10 protein-coding genes are annotated in these 22,641 nt (G+C 68.9%); 7 read left to right on the top strand and 3 right to left on the bottom strand.

Annotation, left to right across the window (positions count from 1 at the left end):
• Position 1: 1 nt before the first annotated feature.
• The 3 genes from AC1C2U_RS08630 to AC1C2U_RS08640 all read right to left on the bottom strand — a co-directional run bounded on the left by AC1C2U_RS08630 (position 2) and on the right by AC1C2U_RS08640 (position 13,605).
• The gene (locus AC1C2U_RS08630) at positions 2–6,619 is read right to left on the bottom strand and encodes a family 78 glycoside hydrolase catalytic domain (RefSeq protein ID WP_495361328.1); all 6,618 of its coding nucleotides are present in this window, start codon (positions 6,617–6,619) and stop codon (positions 2–4) included.
• Between the two features lie 77 nt (positions 6,620–6,696).
• On the bottom strand, positions 6,697–12,783 hold the full coding sequence (locus tag AC1C2U_RS08635) for a family 78 glycoside hydrolase catalytic domain (protein WP_495361329.1): 6,087 nt from the start codon (positions 12,781–12,783) through the stop codon (positions 6,697–6,699).
• Between the two features lie 72 nt (positions 12,784–12,855).
• Positions 12,856–13,605, bottom strand: coding sequence for a glycoside hydrolase family 78 protein (locus tag AC1C2U_RS08640; RefSeq protein ID WP_495361330.1), 750 nt, complete (start codon positions 13,603–13,605; stop codon positions 12,856–12,858).
• Between the two features lie 338 nt (positions 13,606–13,943).
• On the opposite strand from AC1C2U_RS08640, the gene AC1C2U_RS08645 reads away from it, so the two are divergent.
• The 7 genes from AC1C2U_RS08645 to AC1C2U_RS08675 all read left to right on the top strand — a co-directional run bounded on the left by AC1C2U_RS08645 (position 13,944) and on the right by AC1C2U_RS08675 (position 22,627).
• Entirely contained in the window at positions 13,944–15,470 is a 1,527-nt protein-coding gene (locus AC1C2U_RS08645) for a sugar ABC transporter ATP-binding protein (protein ID WP_495361331.1), read from the top strand.
• On the top strand, positions 15,467–16,492 hold the full coding sequence (locus AC1C2U_RS08650) for an ABC transporter permease (RefSeq protein WP_495361332.1): 1,026 nt from the start codon (positions 15,467–15,469) through the stop codon (positions 16,490–16,492). The genes AC1C2U_RS08645 and AC1C2U_RS08650 overlap by 4 nt, the downstream gene beginning before the upstream one ends.
• Positions 16,492–17,562, top strand: coding sequence for an ABC transporter permease (locus tag AC1C2U_RS08655; protein ID WP_495361333.1), 1,071 nt, complete (start codon positions 16,492–16,494; stop codon positions 17,560–17,562). Before AC1C2U_RS08650 ends, AC1C2U_RS08655 begins: the two co-directional genes overlap by 1 nt.
• Positions 17,563–17,626: 64 nt before the next feature.
• Complete coding sequence (gene rhaS / locus AC1C2U_RS08660; RefSeq protein ID WP_495361334.1) at positions 17,627–18,664, top strand: rhamnose ABC transporter substrate-binding protein; 1,038 nt, start codon at positions 17,627–17,629, stop codon at positions 18,662–18,664.
• 185 nt (positions 18,665–18,849) lie between these two features.
• Positions 18,850–19,215 carry an L-rhamnose mutarotase gene (locus AC1C2U_RS08665; protein ID WP_495361335.1) on the top strand — a complete coding sequence of 122 codons (366 nt, stop codon included), beginning with the start codon at positions 18,850–18,852 and terminating at the stop codon, positions 19,213–19,215.
• Between the two features lie 73 nt (positions 19,216–19,288).
• Positions 19,289–20,455, top strand: coding sequence for an L-rhamnose isomerase (gene rhaI, locus AC1C2U_RS08670; RefSeq protein WP_495361336.1), 1,167 nt, complete (start codon positions 19,289–19,291; stop codon positions 20,453–20,455).
• A gap of 117 nt (positions 20,456–20,572) precedes the next feature.
• On the top strand, positions 20,573–22,627 hold the full coding sequence (locus tag AC1C2U_RS08675) for a bifunctional aldolase/short-chain dehydrogenase (RefSeq protein ID WP_495361337.1): 2,055 nt from the start codon (positions 20,573–20,575) through the stop codon (positions 22,625–22,627).
• The last annotated feature ends 14 nt before the right edge of the window (positions 22,628–22,641 follow it).

The raw sequence follows: 22,641 nt of genomic DNA on the forward strand, positions 1-22,641 counted from the left end.
CTCATCGGAGGTCGCCCCGAACGGTGACGCCTCGTTGGCGGCGTGCGATGAGCAGCACGAGCCCGCCGAGTACCGCGAACCCACCGAGCACCAGCATCGGTGCGACGTCGAACCCGGTCGCCGCCATGTCGGACGGGCCGTCGGTGCCGGCACCGTTGCCGCCGGGCGCGCCACCCGGCGGCAGGCCGTCCGCCGTCACGTCGAAGGCGAACCGCACCTCGCTGCCCGACTCGGAGCCGAGCAGCACGATCTCATGGGCACCGACCTCCGCGGTCGTCGGCACCGTCACGGTTGCCGCGAACGTTCCGGCGTAGTCGACGACCACCGAGTCGAGCAGCACCGGGTCGGAGTGCAGTTCGATGCGAACCGTCTCACGCGGAGTGAACCCTGCGCCCGTGACGTCGACCGTGTCGCCCGGCTTGACCGCATCGGTCGAGATGGTTCCACCGACGAGCATCTCCGTGAGCTCGTCGCTCCGGTGCCCGGCGGCATCTGTCACCCGGACCCGCAGCTCTTGCGAGTGCGTGCCGATCGTGACGGGGCCGGCGTAGCCGGTCCATTCGTCACCGCCATCGGCGGCGTACTCGATGAGGGCGATTCCGGATGCCGCGTCGCTGCCGCCGAGCGTGAGCAGGCGCTCTGCCGAGAGCTGCACGGGAGACACCGTCGGCGCCTCGCCGTCGGCCCGCACGGTCACATTGCCCTGCACGCTCGGATTGCCGGCATTGTCGCTCACGCGGTACTCGAACAGCGTCACGCCGTCTTCGACCGGAACGGGCGCGGTGTAGGCCCGCCAGTCGCCGCCGTTCAGGCGGTACTCGACGGCGTCGAGACCGCTGTCGGCGTCGGCGGCGAGCAGCGAGACCCGTGCGTAGTCGACGAGCCATCCGCCCGCACCTGGCGTACCGGAGACCTTCGCCTCGACCGCGGGAACCGCCGTGTCGACGCGCAGGCTCTCGCTCGCGACCGCCGAGACGTTGCCCGCGGCATCCCTCGCCCGGTACTCGAGCGCGTACTCGCCGTGCGGCAGGTCGATCGGGGCCACGGCGTTCTGCCACGCGGCGCCGTCGATGCGGTACTCGATCGTGGCGACGCCACTCGTGGCATCCGTCGCCGATAGCGTGGCCGTCGAGCCGAGCGGGAGCCAGCCATCGGGTGTCGCCGCCGGCGTCACCGAGATGGCGGCGACCGGAGCGACCTGGTCGATTCGCACCGGCACGGATGCCTCTGCGCTCGTGTTGCCCGCGGCATCCGTCGCCCGGAAGCGCAGCTCGTGCTCGCCGTCGTCGCCGATCGCGACCGGCTCGGCGTAGGCGAGGAACTCCGCGCCGTCGAGCGAGTACTCGATCTGGACGGCACCCGAGCGGTTGTCCTGTGCGCTCAGTTCGACCGTGGCCGCACCGCGCGCCCAGCCCTCTGCACCGGCGACCGCTGTGGCGACCGAAGCCGAGACCACGGGAGCCTGGACGTCGAGTGCGACGGGCAGGATCCAGACATCGGCGACCGAGGGGTCGTAGAGCTCTTGGCCCGTGTCCGTCTTCTGCATGCGCACGGTCACCGACGTCGCGTCGAGCAGCGCCGGGTCGTCGACGAGCACCTGGTAGTCCATGGTGCCGACCGAGTTCTCGGTGCGCACGATCGTGCGATTGTCGACGACGGCGCCGTCGACCGTGATGATGTAGTCCTTCGTCTGCGCCTTGTCGTAGGTCTCGCGTGCCCGGATGAGGAACGGCTGCCCCTGCTCGATGGCGACATCGAACTCGAAGTACGAACCCGGCGTGGTGACGCCGGAGTAGCGACGGGTCAGCCCTGCCTCGTCCGGCGCGGTGCCCGAGGTCGACGACGCCGCGATTCCGTGCTGCGCCTCGGAGAAGGAGTGACCGAGGTCGACGTGGTCGATCACGCTGACGGGCAGCACGTGCACATCGGCGATCGACGGATCGCCCATGGCGTTGTCGGCGCCACGCTGGAAGCGCAGGCGAACGGTTCCCGAGGCGCTGATCTCAGTGTCGTCGACCGTGAACGAGTAGCCGACGACGCCGGCGTCGCTGGTGTGCTCCCGCGAGTGCACGGGCACGCCGTTGGCGGAGATGGAGTACTGCTTGGTCGACGTCGAGCCGTAGGTCTCGACGACATCGACGACGAACGGCTTGCCCGGCTCGACCGCGACGTCGAACTCGAACCACGAGCCGGGTACCCCGCCGTGCGAGTAGCGCCGGCTGAGGCCCGCTTCGGTGCTCGTGGCGGAACTCGGGTGGGCGGTCAGGTCATGGGCGGTCTCGGATGCCGCGGCGCCGAGGTCGACGTGGTCGTACTGCGCCGCGTCGAACGTCGGCACGAGCGTTGCCGAGCCCGTCGCCATCGCGACGTCACCGCGCACCGCGGTGAGTGGCAGTTCGACACGGTAGGCGCTCACGGTGAGCGGCACGGCGACGTCGAGCACGAAGTCGACCGTCTCGCCCGCCGGCACCACGTGCTGCGCCGAACGCGGGGCACCGTTCCAGCCTGCGGGAACGGATGCCTCGACGGCAGTGAACACCGGGGAGGTGCCCCCGTTGGTCACCGGCACCGTGATCGTGGCCAGGCCGTCGGCGGAGACCGGCGTCGGGGTGACCACGGCGGTGCCGATGGTCAGCGGCGAGCTGAGCGCGAAGCGGGCCTTCGCGACGCTGAGCAGTTCGTCGTCACCTCGCACGAAGGTGGCGGTGGCGCGCAGGGATCCCGTCTCAGTGGGCTCGGCGTCGTCGGGAACGGTCACGTCGAATGCGAGCGTGCCTGTCGCCCCGGGGGCGATCTCAGCTTCGAGTGCAGCCGATTCCGGGGTCAGGGTCCACCCCTCAGCTGCGACGATCGACGCCGCCGCGTCGTGCAGCGGCACGGTTGACCCGTTGTGCACATCGAGCTCGATGGCCACGGTGCTGCCCGGAGTGGCGAGCTCGGAGATCACGCGCAGCTCGGTACTCACGCCGGCGAGCGACGCGACCGCATCGCTCAGCGCGGCACGGAGCGCGTCGACGCGCGAGCGCAGCGCCTTCTCGGTGGCACCTCTGTGCTCCTGACCATCGATCGTCGACTCGATTTCGTCGACACCGTCGATCAACGCGGCGAGGCTCGCGACGGCCTCATCGATGCCTCCCGCGTTCAACTGCTCGATGGCCTCGAGCGCTATGGCCGTGAGCTCGTCGACGGAGTCGAGGATCTCGGCGGCCTGCTCTCTCTTCAGGTCGCCGGTCGCCACCAGCTCGGTGACCTTCGCGCTCGTCGCCTCCAGCTCGTCGAGGATCGCGCCCAGTTCGAGCACCTCGCCGTCGACCGCGAAGGAGTAGGTGCCGGAGCCGACCTCGAGCGAGGTGCTGCCGGCCTCGGACTCCCCGAGGGTCACGCCCGGGGCATCCGTCACCGCCGCGCCGCTCTCGGTGATGGCCCACGGCGTTCCCGACGGGAGCACGACGGTCGCGGTGGTGTTCTCCGGAATCGTGACGTCGAGCGTGAAGTCCCTGCCGTCCTGCTTCCAGTCCGTGGCGATCGTGCCGTAGACCGACTCGTAGGAACCGGTGGCGTAGCTCAGGCCACCACCGGGCTTCGGCGCGATGACCGAGTGCTTGTACCCCGGGCTGCCGTTGGAGATGGCACCGATGTTGCGGTACATCCAATCGCCGATGGCGCCGTAGGCGTAGTGATTGAAGGAGTTCATGCTCACGTCGCCGAAGCTGCCGTCGGGCTTGATCGAGTCCCAGCGCTCCCACATCGTGGTCGCCCCCATGGCGACCTCATAGCCCCACGAGGGGAAGGTGTCGTTCATGAGCAGTCGGTAGGCCTCATCGAGGTGGCCGCTCTCGCTGAGCGCGGGAACCAGCCACGGGGTGCCGAGGAACCCCGTTGCGAGGTGGAAGTCGCGGCGCTCGAGAGTCTCGAGGAATTGTGCGGCGACGGCGTCGCGCTGCGCCGCCGGAACCAGCTTCATGCCGAGGGCGATCGCGTAGCCGGCCTGGCTGTCGCCCGAGATCGTGCCGTCTGCTGCGATGAAGCGCTCGGCGAAGACTTCGGCACCGCGGGTGGCGAGCTCGGCGTAGTGCTCGGCGTCGGCATCCTCGCCGATCGCGTCGGCCATCTCGCTCATGAGCTGCGCGACGTAGGCGTAGTAGGCCGTGCCGAGCACATCGCCGGGCGTCGGGTCGTCGAGGTTCAGCCAGTCGGCGTAGCTCGAACCACGCACCATCGACGGATAGGTCGCGCCGAGGTAGTCCATGTACTCGGTCATCGAGGCGTAGCCCTCACGGATCTGCTTCGTGCTGCCGTAGCTCTGCCACAAGACCCACGGAACCGTGATGCCGGCATCAGACCAGCCCGTGCCGCCACCGCAGCAGGCGAGGTTCGCCGTATAGGGGGCGACGCCGTGGTAGTCGCCGTTGGCTGCCTGCCCGTCTTGCAGGTCGACCAGCCACTTCGACAGGAAGTTGAGCGAATCCATGTTGAACGAAGCGGTGGGCGCGAAGACGTTGATGTCGCCGCTCCAGCCCATGCGCTCGTCACGAGCGGGGGTGTCGGTGGGGATGGAGAGGAAGTTGCCGCGCTGGCCCCACGTGATGTTGCTCTGCAACTGGTTGAGCATGGCGCTCGAGGTCGAGAGCTCTCCGATGAAGCCGAGGTCGGAACCCCAGACGACACCCGTCACGTCGGCGAGTTCGGGAGCGACGGTCACCCCGGTGATCTCGATGTAGCGGAAGCCGTGGAAGGTGAACTTCGGCTCGTACCGGGCCGTGCCGTCGGCGGCGAAGGTGTAGTAGTCGGTGGCCTTCGCGCTGCGGAGGTTGGCCACGTATGCGGTGCCGTCGGGGTTGAGCTCTTCGGCGTAGCGGATGCGCACGGTGCTGCCCGCGGTGCCGGTGAGCTTCATGTTCGCGACGCCCACCATGTTCTGGCCGACGTCGTAGATGTAGGCACCCGGAGTGGGTTCGGTGCGCTCGAGGGCGGGGCGCGTGCCGGTGGCGCGCACGGGCTCTTCGGTCTGAGGCTCGAGCTTCTCCGTCTCGGAGGGGGCGACCCAGGGAGCGCTCCACTCACTGTCGTCGTAGCCGTTGGCGTTCCAGCCTGCCTGCTCGTTGGGCGCATTGAACGTCTCACCGTCGATGAGGTCGGCTGCGGCGTACGGCCCGGTCGCCGTCTTCCAGCTGTCGTCGCTGGCGACGATGTCGTGGCTGCCGTCGCTGTAGTCGAGGCGCAACTGCGCGATCAGCGAGTTGCGGTCGCCGTAGTTGTGGTTGCCGACGTGGGCGAGCCGGCCCGAGTACCAGCCCGGTGCGAGCATCGCACCGATCGTGTTCTCGCCCGATGCGATCTGCTCGGTGACGTCGTAGCTCTGGAAGGCGATGCGTGAGTGGTAGTCGGTCCACCCGGGGGCGAGTTCGAGATCGCCGACCTTGGCGCCGTTGAGGCTGAGCTCGTAGATGCCGCGGGCGGTGGCGTAGACGCGGGCTCGCTCGACGGTCTTGTCCGGGTCGACCCTGAACTCCTTGCGAAGCAGCGGCTGATCGGTGTTCTGGGCGAGGAGGAAGTCGTTGTTGCCGCTGACCTCGAGGCCGTCGTCGACCAGGGTGCCGCCGGCGAAGGGGTTGCCGCTGCTGAAGTCGGTGTCGAGCAGCGTCTTCGTGGGGGTCGTCACCGAGAGCGAGTGGATCACGACGGATTCGAGCGCGGTGGTGCTGGCGCTCGTGCGGAAGCCGATGTAGCCCTTCGCGAAGCTCGAGTCCGAGCGGGTGTCGACGAGCTGGTCGTTGACGCGAGTCTCGATCGTCGAGCCGGTGACGGTGATGGCGACGGTGGCACGCTGCTTCAGCACGTCGGCCGCGAGACCGTGGTCGGTGAGCTCGACCTCGGGCGTCGTGCTGTAGCCGCCGTTCGTCTTCTCGTGCGGTCGCAAGCGCGGAACGCCGTCAGTCTCGTCGTTCAGCTGCCACATGTAGGCGTTGCCGTTCGAGCCGCCGGTCACGCCGGTGCCGCGGAAGTACACGCCGAAGGCGGTTCCGGGCTTGAGCGTGAAGTCGGCCGTGACCGTGTAGTCGGTCCATTCCGCCGGCTGGCCGTCGGGGTCCGGCCCACCGATCCAGTCGCCCGCCCACTCGCTGTTGTCGAGGATGCCGGTCTCGAACCAGCTCGGGGAGCTCCACTCCGACTCGTCGCCGGCACCATCCCACACCTTGACCTGCCAGTGGTAGCGGGTCTGCGATTCGAGGGCGGGCCCGCCGTAGCTCACCTCGACCGACTGGTCGGAGTCCACTTTGCCCGAGTCCCATACTGTGGAGCCGTCGAGCCCGTCGATGCTCGTGGCGGCCCGCACCTGGTACGCGCTCTGCACGACCCCGCGAGCGTCGTCGTCGGCATCGAGCTGCCAGCTGAGACCGGGGGTCTCGCCCCCGATGCCGAGCGGAGTCGCACGGTTGTCGGTCTTGAGCGTGCCGACCGCGATGCCGTCGGCTGCGGTGACCGCGGTCGCGGTGACCCCATCGGTGAGCACGAGCACGAGCGCGAGCGCGAGCGCCGTGGCCGCCGCGACCGCGCCGAAGCGCGCGAAGCCGGATCGGCCGGATCGCCCGACCGCGAGTGTGGTGTGGGTGTGCACGAGGTGAGTTCCAATCGCCGTTGCAGAGGAGAGGTCTGAGTGAGGCTGCCGGCGCGCTGGGCGCCGGCAGCCGTGGGTCACGCCGTGGGCGTCATGGTCTCGACGCCGCTGCGGGGCCTGCGTCGCCGCCAGAGGAAGAGGGCGGCACCCGCGCCCGCGAGCAGCAGACCGAGCGTCAGCACGGGCGCCACGACCGCACCGGTCGTGGCGATGCCGCCGGGCAGGATCACCGTGTCGGGATCGACCGTGATCGCGAAGGAGATCGTCGACTCGGGGCTCTCCCCGGTGAGCACGATGTGGTGCTCGCCGGTCGCGGTGTCGCTCGGGATGGTCACGGCAGTGCTGAAGGCACCCGCGTCATCGGCCACCGCCTCGCCGAGGCGAACGGGCTCCGAGCGCAACTCGATCGTGACCGTCTCCCCCGGCGCGAAGCCCTCGCCGCTGACCGTGATGGTGTCGCCGGGCTTGGCGCCCGCCTGTGAGAGCGAACCGCCCACGACCGTGCGCGTTCCGATCGCGCCGACGTTGCCGGCGATATCGGAGGCGCGGAACTCGAAGGCGTGCGCGCGGTTGTCGAGCTCGACCACGCCGGTGTAGAGCGTCCACTCGCTCGCGCCGTCGAGACGGAGCTCGATGCGATCGACACCCGAACCCTCGTCGTTGCCGGTGAGGCTGAGCGCGCGGCCCTGCAGGCTGGCGGCGACCTCCGGTCGCACACTGTCGACCGTGATCGTCTCGATCATCGTCTCGCCGACGTTGCCGACCGCATCGCTCGCCCGATACCGCAGCTCGGTGACGCCCTCGGGAATGCCGATCGCCGCGGTGTAGGCGGTCCAGGCTCCGGCGCCGATCGCGTACTCGATCGCGCCCATGCCGCTTTCCGCGTCGGATGCTGCGAGCTCGACGGTCGGCGAGACGAGATGCCACCCGCTGGCGGCGGGTTCCGAGCTGCGCTCTGCAGTCACGCTCGGCGCGACGCCGTCGACCGCGAACGCGGCTGACGACACCGCACTGGCGGTGCCGGCGATGTCGCGAGCACGGTACTCGACCACCGTCTCGCCGAGCGGGAGCTCGACGGCGTTCGTGTATGGAACCCAAGCGCCGGCGCCGAGACGGTACTCGATCGCGGCGACGCCGCTGCCCGCATCCGTCGCTGCGATGGTGAGCGTGGTGCCGGAGGCGAACCAATCGCCGACTGAACCGGCGCTCACGCTGTGCATGACACCGGGAGCGGTGACATCGATGCTCACCGTGCTCTGCTTCGGCTCGCTCACGTTGCCCGCGGCATCCGTCGCCCGGTACTCGATGACCGTGGCTCCTTCTTCACTGATCGTGAAGGGCGCGGCGTAGCCCGTCCATTCACCACCGTCGATGCGGTACTCGCTCGTCACCGCGCCTGCCCGTTCGTCGCTCGCAGTCAGCGAGACGTCGACCGGACCGATGAACCATCCGCCCTGGCCACGAGTGCCCTGGGCGAGCGCCTCGAGCGCAACGCTCGGAGCGAGCTGGTCGGGCGAGACCGGCAGGGCCCAGACATCGGCGAGCGAGGCGTCGTAGTTGCGACCGAACTCGTTGTTCTGGAAGCGGATGCGCACGGTGCCGGTCTCGGTGAGGGCGACGTCGTCGACGACGAACTGGTACGCGACCGTGCCGAGTCCGCCGGTGTGTGCGTAGAGCCGCTGGTGCACGAGCTGTCCGTTGACGAAGACGTCGTACTCCTTCGTCTGCGCACGGTCGAAGGTCTCGATCGTGCGCACCAGGAACGGCTCGCCGGGCGTGACCGCGAGATCGAACTCGAAGAAGCCCTCGGGGTCTTCTCGGTTCGCATAGCGGCGGGTGAGCCCCGCCTCGGTGTTGGTGCCCGAGCGCGCGGAGGCACTCAGAGCGTGCGCGGTCTCGGAGGCGGTGTCACCGAGGTCGACGTGGTCGAGCGCTCCGACCACCGCGGGGAGCTCGACGGCGACGATGCCGCTCGCGCTGCCGTAGACGACGTCGCCGCTGACGACCGAGACGTTCACCTCGTTCGCGCCGGCGCTGGCGGCGAGCGGCACGACCGCGTCGACGCCGAGCACCGCGGTGCTGCCGGCCGCGATGACCGACTGCTCGCCGAGCACGAGGGTCGCCCCCTCGATTCCGCCCCTGGCCGAGGCCGTGACGTCGCGCCCCGAGTCGTTGACGACCTCGACGCTCAGCCGAACGACGCCCTCGGGGGCCGCCGTCGCTGGCGTCGCCGTCAGGTTCTGCACGACGAGCGGCGAGTCGACCGTCAGCGGCACCGACACGGGAATGCTCGCCGTCGTGCCCTCGAAGCTGTAGCCGAGTACGGCCTTCACTGTGACGGCCCCGCTCTTCTGCTGCTCGGGAACGAGGGCGGTATAGCTGCCCGAGAGCGATGCCCCGGCGCCGAGTGCTCCGAGTTCGACGGCAGCCGGCTCGAACACCCAGGCGTCCTTCGCGCTCGGGGTCAACGTCACGGCTTCCACCCCGAACTCCCCCGTGCTCGTGACCCGTGCGGGAATCACCGCGGTCTCACCCGGGAACGCGCTCTCGAGCGGCGTCTCGAGCTCGGCCGCGATTCCCAAAAGGCTGGCCGAGAGCGAACCGAGCTCCGAACGGATGTCGGTCAGTGCGCCCTGCAGTGCGCCGCGCGCCGGCTCATCCGTCGCGTCGGCGGTCTCGTCGGCCGCCGTCAGTTCTCCCAGCGCCGAGTGAACCGCGGAGGCGCTCTGCGCGAGCCCGCCCGCCGTGTAGTGCTCGAGGCCGGTCTCGGCGAGGGCGCTGAGCGCTTCGCGCGCTTCCTTGAGGTCGCCGGCCGCATCGCCGCCGATCGCGCCCTCCACGTCGTCGACGACGTCCTGCAGCGTGTCGATCGCGGCGATCAGGTCGCCGAAGCGGCCGCGGTCGGCGTCGACCGTGAATTCGTAGTGGCCCGAGCCGACTTCGACGCTGGCGGTGCCCGCGTCGACGCTCAGCGAGTGCACGCCGTCGGCATCCGCTGCGGCGATGCCCGACTCGAGCACGGCGACCGTGTTGCCCGCCGGCAGCTCGACCGTGGCAGTGGTGTTCGCCGGCACGTCGACCGTGAGTGCGAGGCCGTCGGCCGTGAGCTTCCAATCGGAGGTGATGGGCCCGTACACCGAGTCGTAGCCGACCTTCGCGTACGCCAGCCCGCCGCCGGGGGTGGGCGCGATCAGGGTCTTCTTGTAGCCCGGTTCGAGCTGCTGAATACCGCCGATCGTTCGGTACATCCAGTTGCCGACGGCGCCGGGGGCAAAGTGGTTGAAGGAGTTCATGCCCAGGTCGCCGAAGCTGCCGTCTTCGCGGATCGAGTCCCAGCGCTCCCACATGGTGGTGGCGCCGCGATCGATCTGGAAGCCCCACGAGGGGTAGCTCCGGTTGAGCAACAACTGGTATGCGACATCCGACTGACCGGCAGCGCTGAGCGCCGGAAGCAGGTTGAAGGTGCCGAGGAACCCGGTCGCGAGGTGGCCGCCCCGCGCCGCGACGGCGGCGGCGAGCTTCTCGCCTGCCTCATCGACCAGGTCGTCGGGCACGAGCCCGAACGCGATGCTGGAGGTGTACGCCGTCTGGCTGTTGCCGGCGATGCTGCCGTCGTCGGCGATGAACTTCTCCTGGTAGGCGGCGGCGATGCGTTCGAAGAGTGCGGTGTAGCGCGCGGCATCCGCGGGCCGGTCGATCGCGTCGGCCATCTGCGCCATCAGGTTGACGCTCTGGGCGTAGAACGCCGTGCCGAGCAGGTCGGCGGGGGTCGGGTCGTCGAGGTTCAGCCAGTCGCCCCAGGTTCCGTAGTTCGGGCGGATGCCGGTGGGTGCGATGCCCTCGAGGAAGCCGATGTACTCGGCCATGGAGTCGTAGTTCTCCTTGATCACGGCCGTGTCGCCGTAGCTCTGCCAGAGGGTCCACGGCACGGTGATGCCGGCGTCGGCCCACCCGGTGGAGCCGCCGCCGCACGAGGAGTGCACGGCGGGATCCTTGCAGAACTGCGGTGCGACCTCGGGGTAGGCGCCATTCGGCAGCTGCGCGTCGCGCAGGTCGCGCATCCACTTGGTGAGGAAGGTCTGCGAGTCCATGTTGAAGGTCGCGGTGCTCGCGAAGACGTTGATGTCGCCCGTCCAGCCGAGTCGCTCGTCGCGAGCCGGAGTGTCGGTCGGGATCGAGAGCCAGTTGCCGCGCTGACCCCAGACGATGTTGCTCTGCAGCTGGTTGACCATGGCGTCCGAGGTCTCGAAGGTGCTGCTGAACTCGGCGTCGGAGTTCATCACGAGGCCGGTGACCGCAGCGACCGTCGGCGGCGCAGTGACGCCGCTCAGCTCGACGTAGCGGAACCCGTGGAAGGTGAAGCGCGGCTCATAGCTGATCGTGCCGTCTTCGGCGAACGTGTAGGTGTCGGTGGCCTTCGCCGAGCGCAGGTTCTCGGGGGCGATCGTGCCATCGGCGTGCACGACCTCTGCGTGCCGCAGCGTCACCGTCTGGCCTGCGACGCCGCTGATCTGCAGGCGCACCCTGCCGACCATGTTCTGGCCGAGGTCGAACACGTAGCGCCCTGCCGTCGGCTCGGTCACGCTCAGCGGCACGACCTCTTGCGTCACGCGCACGGGCGGGTCGACCTGGGGCACGAGGGTCTCGGTGCCTCCATCGTCGGCGACGGCGACGGCGCTCCATCCGCTCGGGGTGAACGATGCCGTGTTCCAGCCGTCCTGCTCGAGGCGGGCGTCGTAGCTCTCGCCCATGAGCAGGTCGCTCGAGATGATCGGGCTCGGCGCGCTCTTCCAGCGCTCGTTCGTCGTGAACGTCTCGCTCGTGCCGTCTTCGTAGTCGACCGAGAGCTGCGCGGTCACGCTCGGCTGCGCGCCGTACTGATTCGGTCCGAACCAGCCGAGGCTGCCGGCGTACCAGCCGGGTCCGGCCATCACGCCGATCGCGTTCTCACCCTGCTGAAGCTGGGCGGTGACGTCGTAGGTCTGGTACTGGGTGCGGAGGTTGTAATCGGTGAAGCCCGGCGCGAGTTCGTGGTCGCCGACGCGCTCGCCGTTCAGGCTGAACTCGTAGACGCCCTGAGCGGATGCCGAGAGTCGGGCGCTCGCGACCGGCTTGTCCACGGTGAATTCGTCGCGCATCATCGGCGACGATGCGGCGCTGCGGATGACGGCGTTCGTGTCGCCTGCGACGACGACTCCCGACCCTGCGACGCTCGTGCCCGCCGTGAACGGGTTCACGTCGGTGGCGAGGTCGGCGTCGAGCAGGGTCTCGTCGCCCGAGGCTGCGGTGACGCGGTGGATCGTGACCTGCTCAGCGCCGTTCGTGCGGATGCCGAAGGCGCCCGACTCGAAGCTCGAGTCGCTGCGCTGGTCGACCTGAACGTCGTTGACGAAGGTCGTGATCTGGGAACCGGATGCCTCGATGCGCAGTGTCCCGCGCTGCTTCAGCACGTCGGCGCCGAGCTCGGCGGGCAGGGCGACCTCGTCGAGCACGGCGTACGAGCCGTTCGTGTTCTCGTGCGGGCGGAGCCTCGGCGTGCCGGCCGTCTCGTCGTTGAGTTGCCACATGTACGTGTTGCGCAACGCGTCGTCGCCGCGGAAGTAGACGCCGAAGGCTGTGCCGGGCTTCAGCGTGAAGTCGAGTTCGACCTCGAAGTCGCCCCACGGGGCGGGCGCGTCGACTCCGATCCAGTCTGCCTCCCAGTCGTCGGGCGAGGCGAGCGCGGTCTCGAACCACGCTGCGTCACTCCAGCCGGTGGATACCCCGTCGTCGGTGCTCAGGCGCACCTGCCAGTGGTAGCGGGTCGAAGGCTCGAGCGCGGCACCCTCGTAGGCGACGTCGATCGAGCGATCGGAGTCCACAACCCCGGAGTTCCAGACGTCGTCCGAACCGAGGCCGTCGACCGTGGCGGCGACGCGCACCTCGTAGCTCGCCTGCATGACGTCGCGCGCCGAGGAGGCGAGCTGCCAACTGAAGCTCGGATCGAGGGAGGTGATGCCGAGCGGATTCACCGCACTGTCGGTCTTCAGCGTCGTGACCTCGAGCGTCGCAGCAGCGTGCGCGGGACTCGGAGCGCCGTCGAGCGCGACGAAGCCGGCCACGAGGGCGAACGCCAGTGCGCCCGAGGCGACCAATCGGGCCGGGGTGCGGATGGTCCCGCGCATGTGCTTCCCTTCGTCGGTGATGGTGAGAGCCAGATGGCTCCTGGTGTTGATTCCGAGCACGTCGGGCGCCGCTCAGCTTCGCGCCTGGCGCGGGCTCGCCGCGCGCCGTCGACGCCAGACCAGGAGGCCAGAACCGAGCAGCAGCAGCACGGGGTGCTCGGAGTCGGAATCGTTGAGCTGCCACATGTAGGTGTCGGCGAAGTCGGCCGAGGAGCGGAGATAGAGCCCGAAGGCCTTGTCGGCCGTCGGGGTGAAGTCGATGTCGACCGTGTAGTCGGTCCATTCGGCGACCTGCGCAGCAGGGTCGGGTGCGCCGATCCAGTCGGCCTTCCACTCTGCGGCGTCGAAGATCCCGGTCTCGAAGGATGCGGCATCCGACCAGTCCGATTCGTTGCCGCGGTCGTCCCACACCTTGACCTGCCAGCTGTATCGCGACTGCGACTCGAGGGCCGGCCCCGCGTAGGCGATGTCGAACTGCTGGTCGGAGTCGACCTTGCCCGAGTCCCAGACCCGGTTCGAGCCGGTTGCGTCCTCGCCTGCCCCGACCCGGATCCGGTAGGCGCTCTGCAGCACACCGCGCCCGGTGGAGGCGCTCTTGAACGCGAAGATCGGCGCATCCGCCGTGACACCGAGCGGTTCGACGCGACCGTTCGTGGTGAGTCCTGCCGCGGCGATGTCGCCGTTCGCCGCGTCGGCGGGGCCCGCAGCGACCATCGGCGCGAGCAGTGCAGCCGAGAGCGCGAGTACAGCGAGCGACGTGATGGTGGTGCGTGCACGGCGCGAGCGATCGGCGCGAACGAGCGCTCTGGTGATGATCGACATCGAGGTGGGTGTCTCCGGTCTCGTCATTGAGAAGGCCGCGCGGCAACCACCCGCTGTTCGCCGGCTCGTCGTCCCGCACGCGTGCGAATCGCTTGAAACGATTCAAAAAGTGTCGGTTCGACGAACCTATCACAGAGCGGCGACGCAGGGTCGGTCGGTGCGGATTCGGGCGCCGAGCACGACTTGCCGATCGACTGCACCCACGACCGGCAGAACCGCCCGTCGCGACTTGACACCACCGGCGCGTTCGACGTACATTTCAAGCACTCCCGTGAAACGATTCAACCCGATTCGCTTCCCATCCGCACAGTGGCTCGCCGCAGTTGAGGTCCAGATCAATGACGATTCCCCCCGAGAACCCCGGCCACGCCCCGGCGTTGGAACTCCGCGACGTCGAGAAGTCGTTCGGGTCCGTTGTGGCGCTCCGCTCGGCCACGATCGAGGTGTACGCGGGCTCCATCCACGCCCTCGTCGGCGAGAACGGCGCCGGCAAGTCGACGCTCGTGAAGATCGTCGCCGGCCTCTACCGCCGCGACGCAGGTGTCTTCCGCTTCGGCGGCGACGACGTCGACTTCACCTCGACCGCCGAGTCGAAGGCCGCGGGCATCGCGGTCATCTATCAGGAGCCCACGCTCTTCCCCGACCTCTCGGTCACCGAGAACGTCTTCATGGGCCGCCAGCCCACCGGCCGCTTCGGCCGCATCGACCGCAAGGCGATGCGGAGCGAGGTCGACGGGCTGTTCCAGCGTCTCGGCGTGCGCATCGACCCCGACCGTCCGGCCGAGGGCCTCTCGATCGCCGACCAGCAGGTCATCGAGATCGCCAAGGCCATCTCACTCGACGCGAAGGTGCTCATCATGGATGAGCCGACCGCCGCCCTCTCGGGCGTCGAGGTCGACCGTCTCTTCCAGATCGCCCGGAGCCTGCGCGACGAAGGGCGTGCGCTCATCTTCATCTCGCACCGGTTCGACGAGGTCTTCGACCTCTGCGACACCGTCACCGTGATGCGCGACGGCTCGTACATCTCCACGAGCCGCATCGCCGACACGAGCGTCGACGAGATCGTGAAGCAGATGGTCGGGCGCGAGGTCACCGACCTCTTCCCGAAGCAGCCCGCGACGATCGGTGCTCCGCTGCTCGAGGTCGACGGCCTCACGAGCGCGGGCATCTTCCACGACATCAGCTTCACTGTTCGCGCAGGTGAGATCGTCGGCCTCGCCGGCCTCGTCGGCGCGGGCCGCAGCGAGGTCGCCCGCGCGATCTTCGGCGTCGACCCCTACCAGGCAGGCACCGTGCGCCTCAGCGGCAAGCCGGTGCCCGCGAAGAACCCGACCGCGGCGATGCGCCAGGGCCTCGCCCTCGTGCCAGAGGATCGCCGCAAGCAGGGCCTCGTGCTCGACTCGAGCGTCTCGCACAACACCACGCTCGCGATCCGCGAGCAGCTCGCCAGGTTCGGACTCATCACCTCGAGCATCGAGAACCGGGCGGCGCAGGTCTGGGCGAGCCGGCTCGAGGTGAAGGCCAGTGCGCTCAGCACCATCGCGGGCACACTCTCGGGCGGCAACCAGCAGAAGGTCGTGCTCGGCAAGTGGCTCGCCACCGAGCCGACAGTGCTCATCATCGACGAGCCGACCCGCGGCATCGACGTCGGCACGAAGTCCGAAGTGCATCGCCTGCTCTCCGAGCTCGCCGGCCAGGGCATGGGCATCCTCATGATCTCCTCCGAACTGCCCGAGGTGCTCGGCATGGCCGATCGGGTGCTGGTGATGCGCGAGGGGCGCATCACCGCCGAGATCGACCGCGCCGACGCGACATCCGAGAACGTCATGTTCGCCGCGACCCACGCCGAGGAGCAGCACTCGTGAGCACCGCGACCACCACCCCGACCTCCAACGTGACGAAGCGCCTCGGCGCCATCGGCAAGGCCCGTGAACTCGGCATCCTGCTCGCCCTCGTCATCGTCGTGATCGCGGCGACCGCCGCGAACCCGAACTTCCTGTTCAGCACCGACGGATGGCGCGACCTGCTGCTGACGCCGTCGATCCTGGTGCTCGTGGCCATCGGGCAGGCGATCGTGCTGATCACCCGCAACGTCGACCTCTCGGTCGGTTCGGTGCTCGGCCTGACCGCCTACCTGACCGGGCGACTGTTCATCGACATCCCAGGCATCCCGATCATCGTGGTGTTCGTCATCGCGATGGCATTCGGCGGGCTCCTCGGCCTGATCAACGGCGCGCTCGTCGCGTTCGCGAAGGTGCCGGCGATGGTCATCACCCTCGGCACCCTCTACGCCTACCGCGGCATCAACGTGCTCTGGACCGGCAGCGATCGGGTGAACGCCTCCGACCTGCCGAAGGACTTCCTCGCACTCGGCACGGGGCAGATCTTCACCATCCCGATCCTCACGATCATCGCGTTCGTCGTGCTCGTGATCGCCGCCTGGTACATGAAGAACACCCGCGGCGGCCGCGAGTTCTACGCGATCGGCTCCGACCCCGCGGCGGCAGAGCTCTACGGCCTGCGCATCACGCGTCGCCTCCTGACCGCGTTCGTGCTCTCGGGCGCGCTGGCCGGACTCGGCGGGGTGCTCTACGCCGCCCGCTACGGCACGATCAACTCGCAAGCTGGCTCGGGCTGGGAGCTCGACGCGGTCGGTGCCGCCGTCATCGGCGGCGTCGCGATCGTGGGCGGCGTCGGCTCGGTCTGGGGCGCGGCGATCGGTGCGGTGCTGCTGCTCACGATCAACCGGGCCCTGCCGATCCTCGGCATCCCCGACTTCTGGCAACGCGCCGTCGTCGGTGTGCTCATCATCGGTGCGATCGTGCTCGACCGCGTGCTCGCCGTGCGCCAGAAACGCAAGCTCCTCGAAGCAAGGGACGAAAGCTGATGACGAGCCTCATCCACTCGACCGGCACGGCGACGCGCCGCTACCGGGATTACGACCGGCCGCTCTGGAAGCGGGTGCTGCTGACCCGCGAAATGGCGATCATCGCCCTGCTCGTGATCGTCGTCGTCGTCGCATCGCTGACCGTGCGCGGGTTCGCCCAGCCGATCACGACGACCTACCTCATCCTCGACGTCGCGCCGATTCTGCTCATCGCGCTGCCCATGACCCTCATCATGATCACGGGCGAGATCGACCTCTCGGTCGCGAGCGTCGTCGGACTCTCGAGCGTCGTGACCGGCGTGCTCACCCAGGGCGGCATGCCCTTCGAGGTGGCGGCCCTGATCGCGCTCGTCGTCGGCGGCATCGGCGGTGCGGTCAACGGCTTCCTCGTCACCGTCGTCGGCCTGCCCTCCCTGGCGGTCACGATCGGCACGCTCGCACTCTTCCGCGGGCTCGCCGTCGGCCTGCTCGGCACGACCGCGGTCACCGACTTCCCCGAGTTCTGGACCGACCTCGCCAAGGCGAAGCTCGGCGCCACCGGCATCCCGCTCGTCATCATCCCGTTCCTCGTGCTGCTCGTCGCGTTCGCGGTGCTCCTGCACTTCACGCCGTTCGGCCGCGGCATCTACGCGATCGGCCTCTCGAAGGAGGCCGCAGCCTTCTCGGGTGTGAACGTGGCACGTACGAAGTTCATCCTCTTCGTGTTCGCCGGCCTCGTCTCGGCGCTCGCGGGCATCTACTACACGCTGCGGTTCGGCAGCGCCCGCGGCGACAACGCGACCGGCATGGAACTGCAGGTCATCGCCGCGGTCGTGCTCGGCGGCGTGAGCGTCTTCGGCGGCCGCGGCGCGCTTCACGGCGTCGTCGCCGGCGTGCTGCTCATCGGCGTGCTCGCGAGCGCACTGCGGCTCGCGAACGTCACCTCCGACGTCATCAACATCATCACCGGGGCGCTGCTCGTGATCTCGGTGGTGTCTTCGAGCTTCCTGGCCTGGCTGCAGGGGCGACGACAGTCGCAGCGGCAGGCGTCGGGGGGAAAACCGCGCGTCGAGGTCTCCACAGCAGGGTAACCAGACCGCACCACCGTCGATGCGAACAGCACATCGACGCCATCCAATGAAGGGACGAACAACGATGTTGTTTCAGAAGAAGACCCGCGTCGCGGCGCTCGCCGCACTCGCGGTGAGCATCGCGCTCGTGGCGACCGGCTGTGCTGCCGGCGACTCGGGCACCGGCGGCGAAGGCGAGGGCGACGGCGGCAACCTGGCCATCACGTTCCTGCCGAAGAACCTCGGCAACCCGTACTTCGACACCTCGAACGCCGGTGGCGAAGAGGCGATCGAGGAGTTCGGCGGCACGTTCGCCGAGGTCGGACCCGCCGAGGCGACGCCCGACGGCCAGGTCAGCTACATCAACACGCTCACCCAGCAGGGCGTCGGCGCGATCGCCGTCTCGGCGAACGACCCGAAGGCGATCTGCGACGCATTGAACGAGGCGCGTGACGCCGGTGTCAAGGTCGTCACGTTCGACTCCGACACCAACGCCGACTGCCGCGACCTGTTCGTGAACCAGGCCGACTCCGAGGGCATCGCCAAGGTGCAGGTCGACCTCATCGCCGAGCAGATCGGCGATGCGGGCGAGATCGCCGTGCTGTCGGCATCGGCCAACGCCACGAACCAGAACGCCTGGATCGAGCTCATGAAGGAAGAGCTCGCCGCGAGCCACCCCGACATCGCGGTCGTCGAGGTCGTCTACGGTGACGACGACGACCAGACCTCGTTCGACAAGACGGCGGCGCTGCTGCAGACCCACCCGAACCTCAAGGGCATCGTCTCGCCGACGACCGTCGGAATCGCCGCGGCCGCGCGCTACCTGCAGACCTCGGAGTACAAGGGCAAGGTCGCACTGACCGGCCTCGGCACCCCGAACCAGATGCGCGAGTACGTCGAAGACGGCACCGTCACGGCGTTCGCCCTGTGGAACCCGGCCGACCTCGGCTACCTCTCGGCGTTCGCAGCGAAGGCGCTCATCGAGGGCGACATCACCGGAGCCGAGGGCGACACCTTCGACGCCGGCAAGCTCGGCGAGTACACGGTCGGAGCTGACGGCGTCGTGCTGCTCGGTGACCCGTACGTGTTCGACGCGGAGAACATCGGCGACTTCGACTTCTAGTCGATCGCGGGGGCGGGGCCCGGCCGGATCCATTCGGCCGGGCCTCACCCTTTTCGCCAGCACGGCCGCACACGTGAACTCGACGCAGAAAGCGCATTCCTGATGCCGGTCCAGTTGCGGACTCGGCGCGCAGACCGTAGTATTGAAACGATTCAGAAATATTCGGAACGGGACGGAGCTCGAGGATGAGCGCGACGCACGCCAGCGAACGGGTCTGCTTCCAATTGCAGGTCGACCCCGCGCGCCTCGACGAATACCGCACCCGCCACGCGACCGTCTGGCCCGAGATGCTACACGCGATCGAGGCATCCGGTCGTCGCAACTACTCCCTCTTCCTCCGCCCCGACGGCCTCCTCATCGGGTATTACGAGACCGACGACGACGCGGCATCGCAGGCGTCCCTCGAACTCGACCCGCGCACCGCGGCCTGGGAGGCCGACATGGCCGAATTCTTCATCTCCCTCGGCGGACGCCCCGACCAGGCCGCCCCCAGACTCCCCGAGGTGTTCCACCTCGAAGACCAACTCGCCGCGCTCGGCGACGAGCAGTGAACGACCACACCAGCGCGCTGCCATCGGCCCCGCGCACCAGACCGACCAACAGACACACCGGAAAGAGCCACTCGTGAGCATCCTCTCTAGCGACATCCTCGGCCAGCTCGGCCGGCAGGCCATCGAGCTGCCCTCGTGGGCGTTCGGAAACTCGGGCACCCGCTTCAAGGTGTTCGCGACGCCCGGCACCCCTCGCGACCCGTTCGAGAAGATCGCGGATGCCGCGCAGGTGCACAAGTTCACCGCGCTCGCCCCGACCGTGGCGCTGCACATCCCGTGGGACAAGGTCGACGACTACGGCGTGCTGCGCACGTACGCCGAAGACCACGGAGTCAGCCTCGGCACCGTCAACTCGAACACCTTCCAAGACGACGACTACAAGTTCGGCGCGCTCACCCACGAAGACGCCGCCGTGCGCCGCAAGGCCATCGACCACCACCTCGAGTGCATCGACATCATGCACGCGACGGGCTCGCGCGACCTGAAGATCTGGCTCGCCGAGGGCTCGAACTACCCGGGCCAGGCCGACCTGCGCGGCCGTCAGGACCGCCTGCACGAGTCGCTCAGCGAGATCTACGCGCGCCTCGGCGACGAGCAGCGCTTCGTGCTCGAGTACAAGTTCTTCGAGCCGGCGTTCTACCACACCGACGTTCCCGACTGGGGCACGAGCTACGTGCAGGTCGCCGCACTCGGCGACAAGGCGATGGTCTGCCTCGACACCGGACACCACGCGCCGGGCACCAACATCGAGTTCATCGTCATGCAGCTGCTTCGCCTCGGCAAGCTCGGCTCCTTCGACTTCAACTCGCGCTTCTACGCCGACGACGACCTCATCGTCGGCGCGGCCGACCCGTACCAGCTGTTCCGCATCCTCTTCGAGGTCATCCGCGGCGGCGGCCTGAACAACCCCGACGTGGCGTTCATGCTCGACCAGTGCCACAACATCGAAGACAAGGTGCCCGGTCAGATCCGCTCCGTGCTGAACGTGCAGGAGATGACCGCCCGCGCCCTCCTCGTCGACACCGAGGCACTCCGGGCGGCGCAGCTGTCGGGCGATGTGCTCGAGGCCAACCGCATCTTCATGGACGCGTTCTACACCGACGTACGACCGGCCCTGGCCGAGTGGCGCGAGTCGCGGGGTCTGCCCGCCGACCCGATGGCGGCGTTCGCGGCATCCGGCTATCTTGCGAAGATCGCCGCCGACCGCGTCGGCGGCGTGCAGGCCGGCTGGGGCGCCTGAGGGACTCCCGCGAGACGCGGGCTGGATCGCCCGCGGGTTCACTCCAGACGCGACCGGACCACTCCGATCCGGCACCCAGACCACCGCCACCCTCCGCACCACCGAAGGAACCTCCTCATGACGAACCAGGCAGCAGCCGACCTCATCGCACGGTCGAACCGCCTCGGCGCCGATCCGAAGAACACGAACTACGCCGGCGGCAACACGTCGGCCAAGGGCACCGAGACCGACCCGGTCACGGGCGAGCCCGTCGAGCTCATGTGGGTGAAGGGCTCGGGCGGCGACCTCGGCACGCTCACCGAGCAGGGGCTCGCGGTGCTGCGGCTCGACCGCCTGCGCGCCCTCGTCGACGTGTACCCCGGCGTCGATCGCGAAGACGAGATGGTCGCCGCGTTCGACTACACGCTCCATGGCAAGGGCGGCGCTGCACCGTCGATCGACACGGCCATGCACGGCCTCGTCGATGCTGCGCACGTCGACCATCTGCACCCCGACTCGGGCATCGCGATCGCGACGGCCGCCGATGGCGAGGAGCTCACGCAGAAGATCTTCGGCGACAAGGTCGTCTGGGTGCCGTGGCGCCGCCCGGGCTTCCAGCTCGGCCTCGACATCGCCGCGATCAAGGCCGCGAACCCGCAGGCGATCGGCTGCATCCTCGGCGGCCACGGCATCACGGCGTGGGGCGACACCTCCGACGAAGCCGAGCGCAACTCGCTCTGGATCATCGACACCGCCGCGGCCTACATCGCCGAGCACGGCAAGGCCGACCCGTTCGGCACCGAGCTCGAGGGCTACGCGCCGCTGGAGGCATCCGGACGCCGTGCGAAGGCCGCCGCCCTCGCGGCGACGATCCGCGGCCTCGCCTCGCACGACAAGCCCATGGTCGGCCACTTCACCGACGCACCCGAGGTGCTCGACTTCCTCGCGCGCGCCGAGCACCCGCGGCTCGCCGCACTCGGCACGAGCTGCCCCGATCACTTCCTGCGCACCAAGGTCAAGCCGATGGTGCTCGACCTGCCGGCAGACGCGAGTATCGAGGCATCCGTCGCGCGCCTGCAGGAGCTGCACGAGGAGTATCGCGCCGACTACCAGGCGTACTACGACGCGTACGCTTCGACGGGCTCAGCGAGCGAACCGGCGTCGCCCGCGATCCGCGGCGCCGACCCGCTCATCGTGCTGATCCCGGGCGTCGGCATGTTCAGCTACGGCGCGAACAAGCAGACGGCCCGCGTCGCCGGCGAGTTCTACGTCAACGCGATCAACGTCATGCGCGGCGCCGAGGCGCTCTCGACCTACTCCCCCATCAGCGACGCCGAGAAGTTCGCGATCGAGTACTGGGCGCTCGAAGAGGCCAAGCTCCAGCGCATGCCGAAGCCGAAGCCGCACGCCGGCCGCATCGCGCTCGTCACCGGCGCGGCATCCGGCATCGGCAAGGCCATCGCCACCCGCCTCGCTGCCGAGGGTGCCTGCGTCGTCATCGCCGACCTCGACCTCGACAAGGCGCAGGCCGCCGCCGCAGAACTCGGCACCACGGATGTCGCGATCGGCGTCGCCGCGAACGTGACCGACGGCGAAGCCGTGCAGCGCGCGATCGACGACGCCCTGCTCGCCTTCGGCGGCCTCGACCTCATCGTCAACAACGCCGGCCTGTCGCTCTCGAAGCCCCTGCTCGAGACCACCGAAGCCGACTGGGACCTGCAGCACGACGTCATGGCGAAGGGCTCGTTCCTCGTGTCGAAGGCCGCCGCGCGCGTGCTCATCGACCAGGGCCTCGGCGGCGACATCATCTACATCTCGTCGAAGAACTCGGTCTTCGCGGGGCCGAACAACATCGCCTACTCGGCGACGAAGGCCGACCAGGCCCACCAGGTGCGCCTGCTCGCGGTCGAGCTCGGCGAGTACGGCATCAAGGTCAACGGCATCAACCCCGACGGCGTCGTGCGCGGCTCGGGCATCTTCGCCTCGGGTTGGGGCGCGAACCGCGCCAAGACCTACGGCATCGAAGAGCAGGATCTCGGCAAGTTCTACGCCCAGCGCACGATCCTCAAGCGCGAGGTGCTCCCCGAGCACGTCGCCAACGCGGTCATCGTGCTCACCGGGCCCGAGCTCTCGCACACGACAGGCCTGCACATCCCCGTCGACGCGGGCGTCGCGGCGGCGTTCCTGCGGTGAGCGCACACGCTGAT

The organism is Agromyces sp. Y575, from assembly GCF_059445445.1.

Excerpts from the sequence above, each read along its gene's own strand:
- AC1C2U_RS08665 (WP_495361335.1), top strand. The coding sequence starts at position 18,850 with ATGAGCGCGACGCACGCCAGCGAACGGGTCTGCTTCCAATTGCAGGTC.
- rhaS (WP_495361334.1), top strand. The coding sequence starts at position 17,627 with ATGTTGTTTCAGAAGAAGACCCGCGTCGCGGCGCTCGCCGCACTCGCG.
- AC1C2U_RS08655 (WP_495361333.1), top strand. The coding sequence starts at position 16,492 with ATGACGAGCCTCATCCACTCGACCGGCACGGCGACGCGCCGCTACCGG.
- AC1C2U_RS08675 (WP_495361337.1), top strand. The coding sequence starts at position 20,573 with ATGACGAACCAGGCAGCAGCCGACCTCATCGCACGGTCGAACCGCCTC.
- AC1C2U_RS08645 (WP_495361331.1), top strand. The coding sequence starts at position 13,944 with ATGACGATTCCCCCCGAGAACCCCGGCCACGCCCCGGCGTTGGAACTC.
- AC1C2U_RS08635 (WP_495361329.1), bottom strand. The coding sequence starts at position 12,783 with ATGCGCGGGACCATCCGCACCCCGGCCCGATTGGTCGCCTCGGGCGCA.
- AC1C2U_RS08640 (WP_495361330.1), bottom strand. The coding sequence starts at position 13,605 with ATGTCGATCATCACCAGAGCGCTCGTTCGCGCCGATCGCTCGCGCCGT.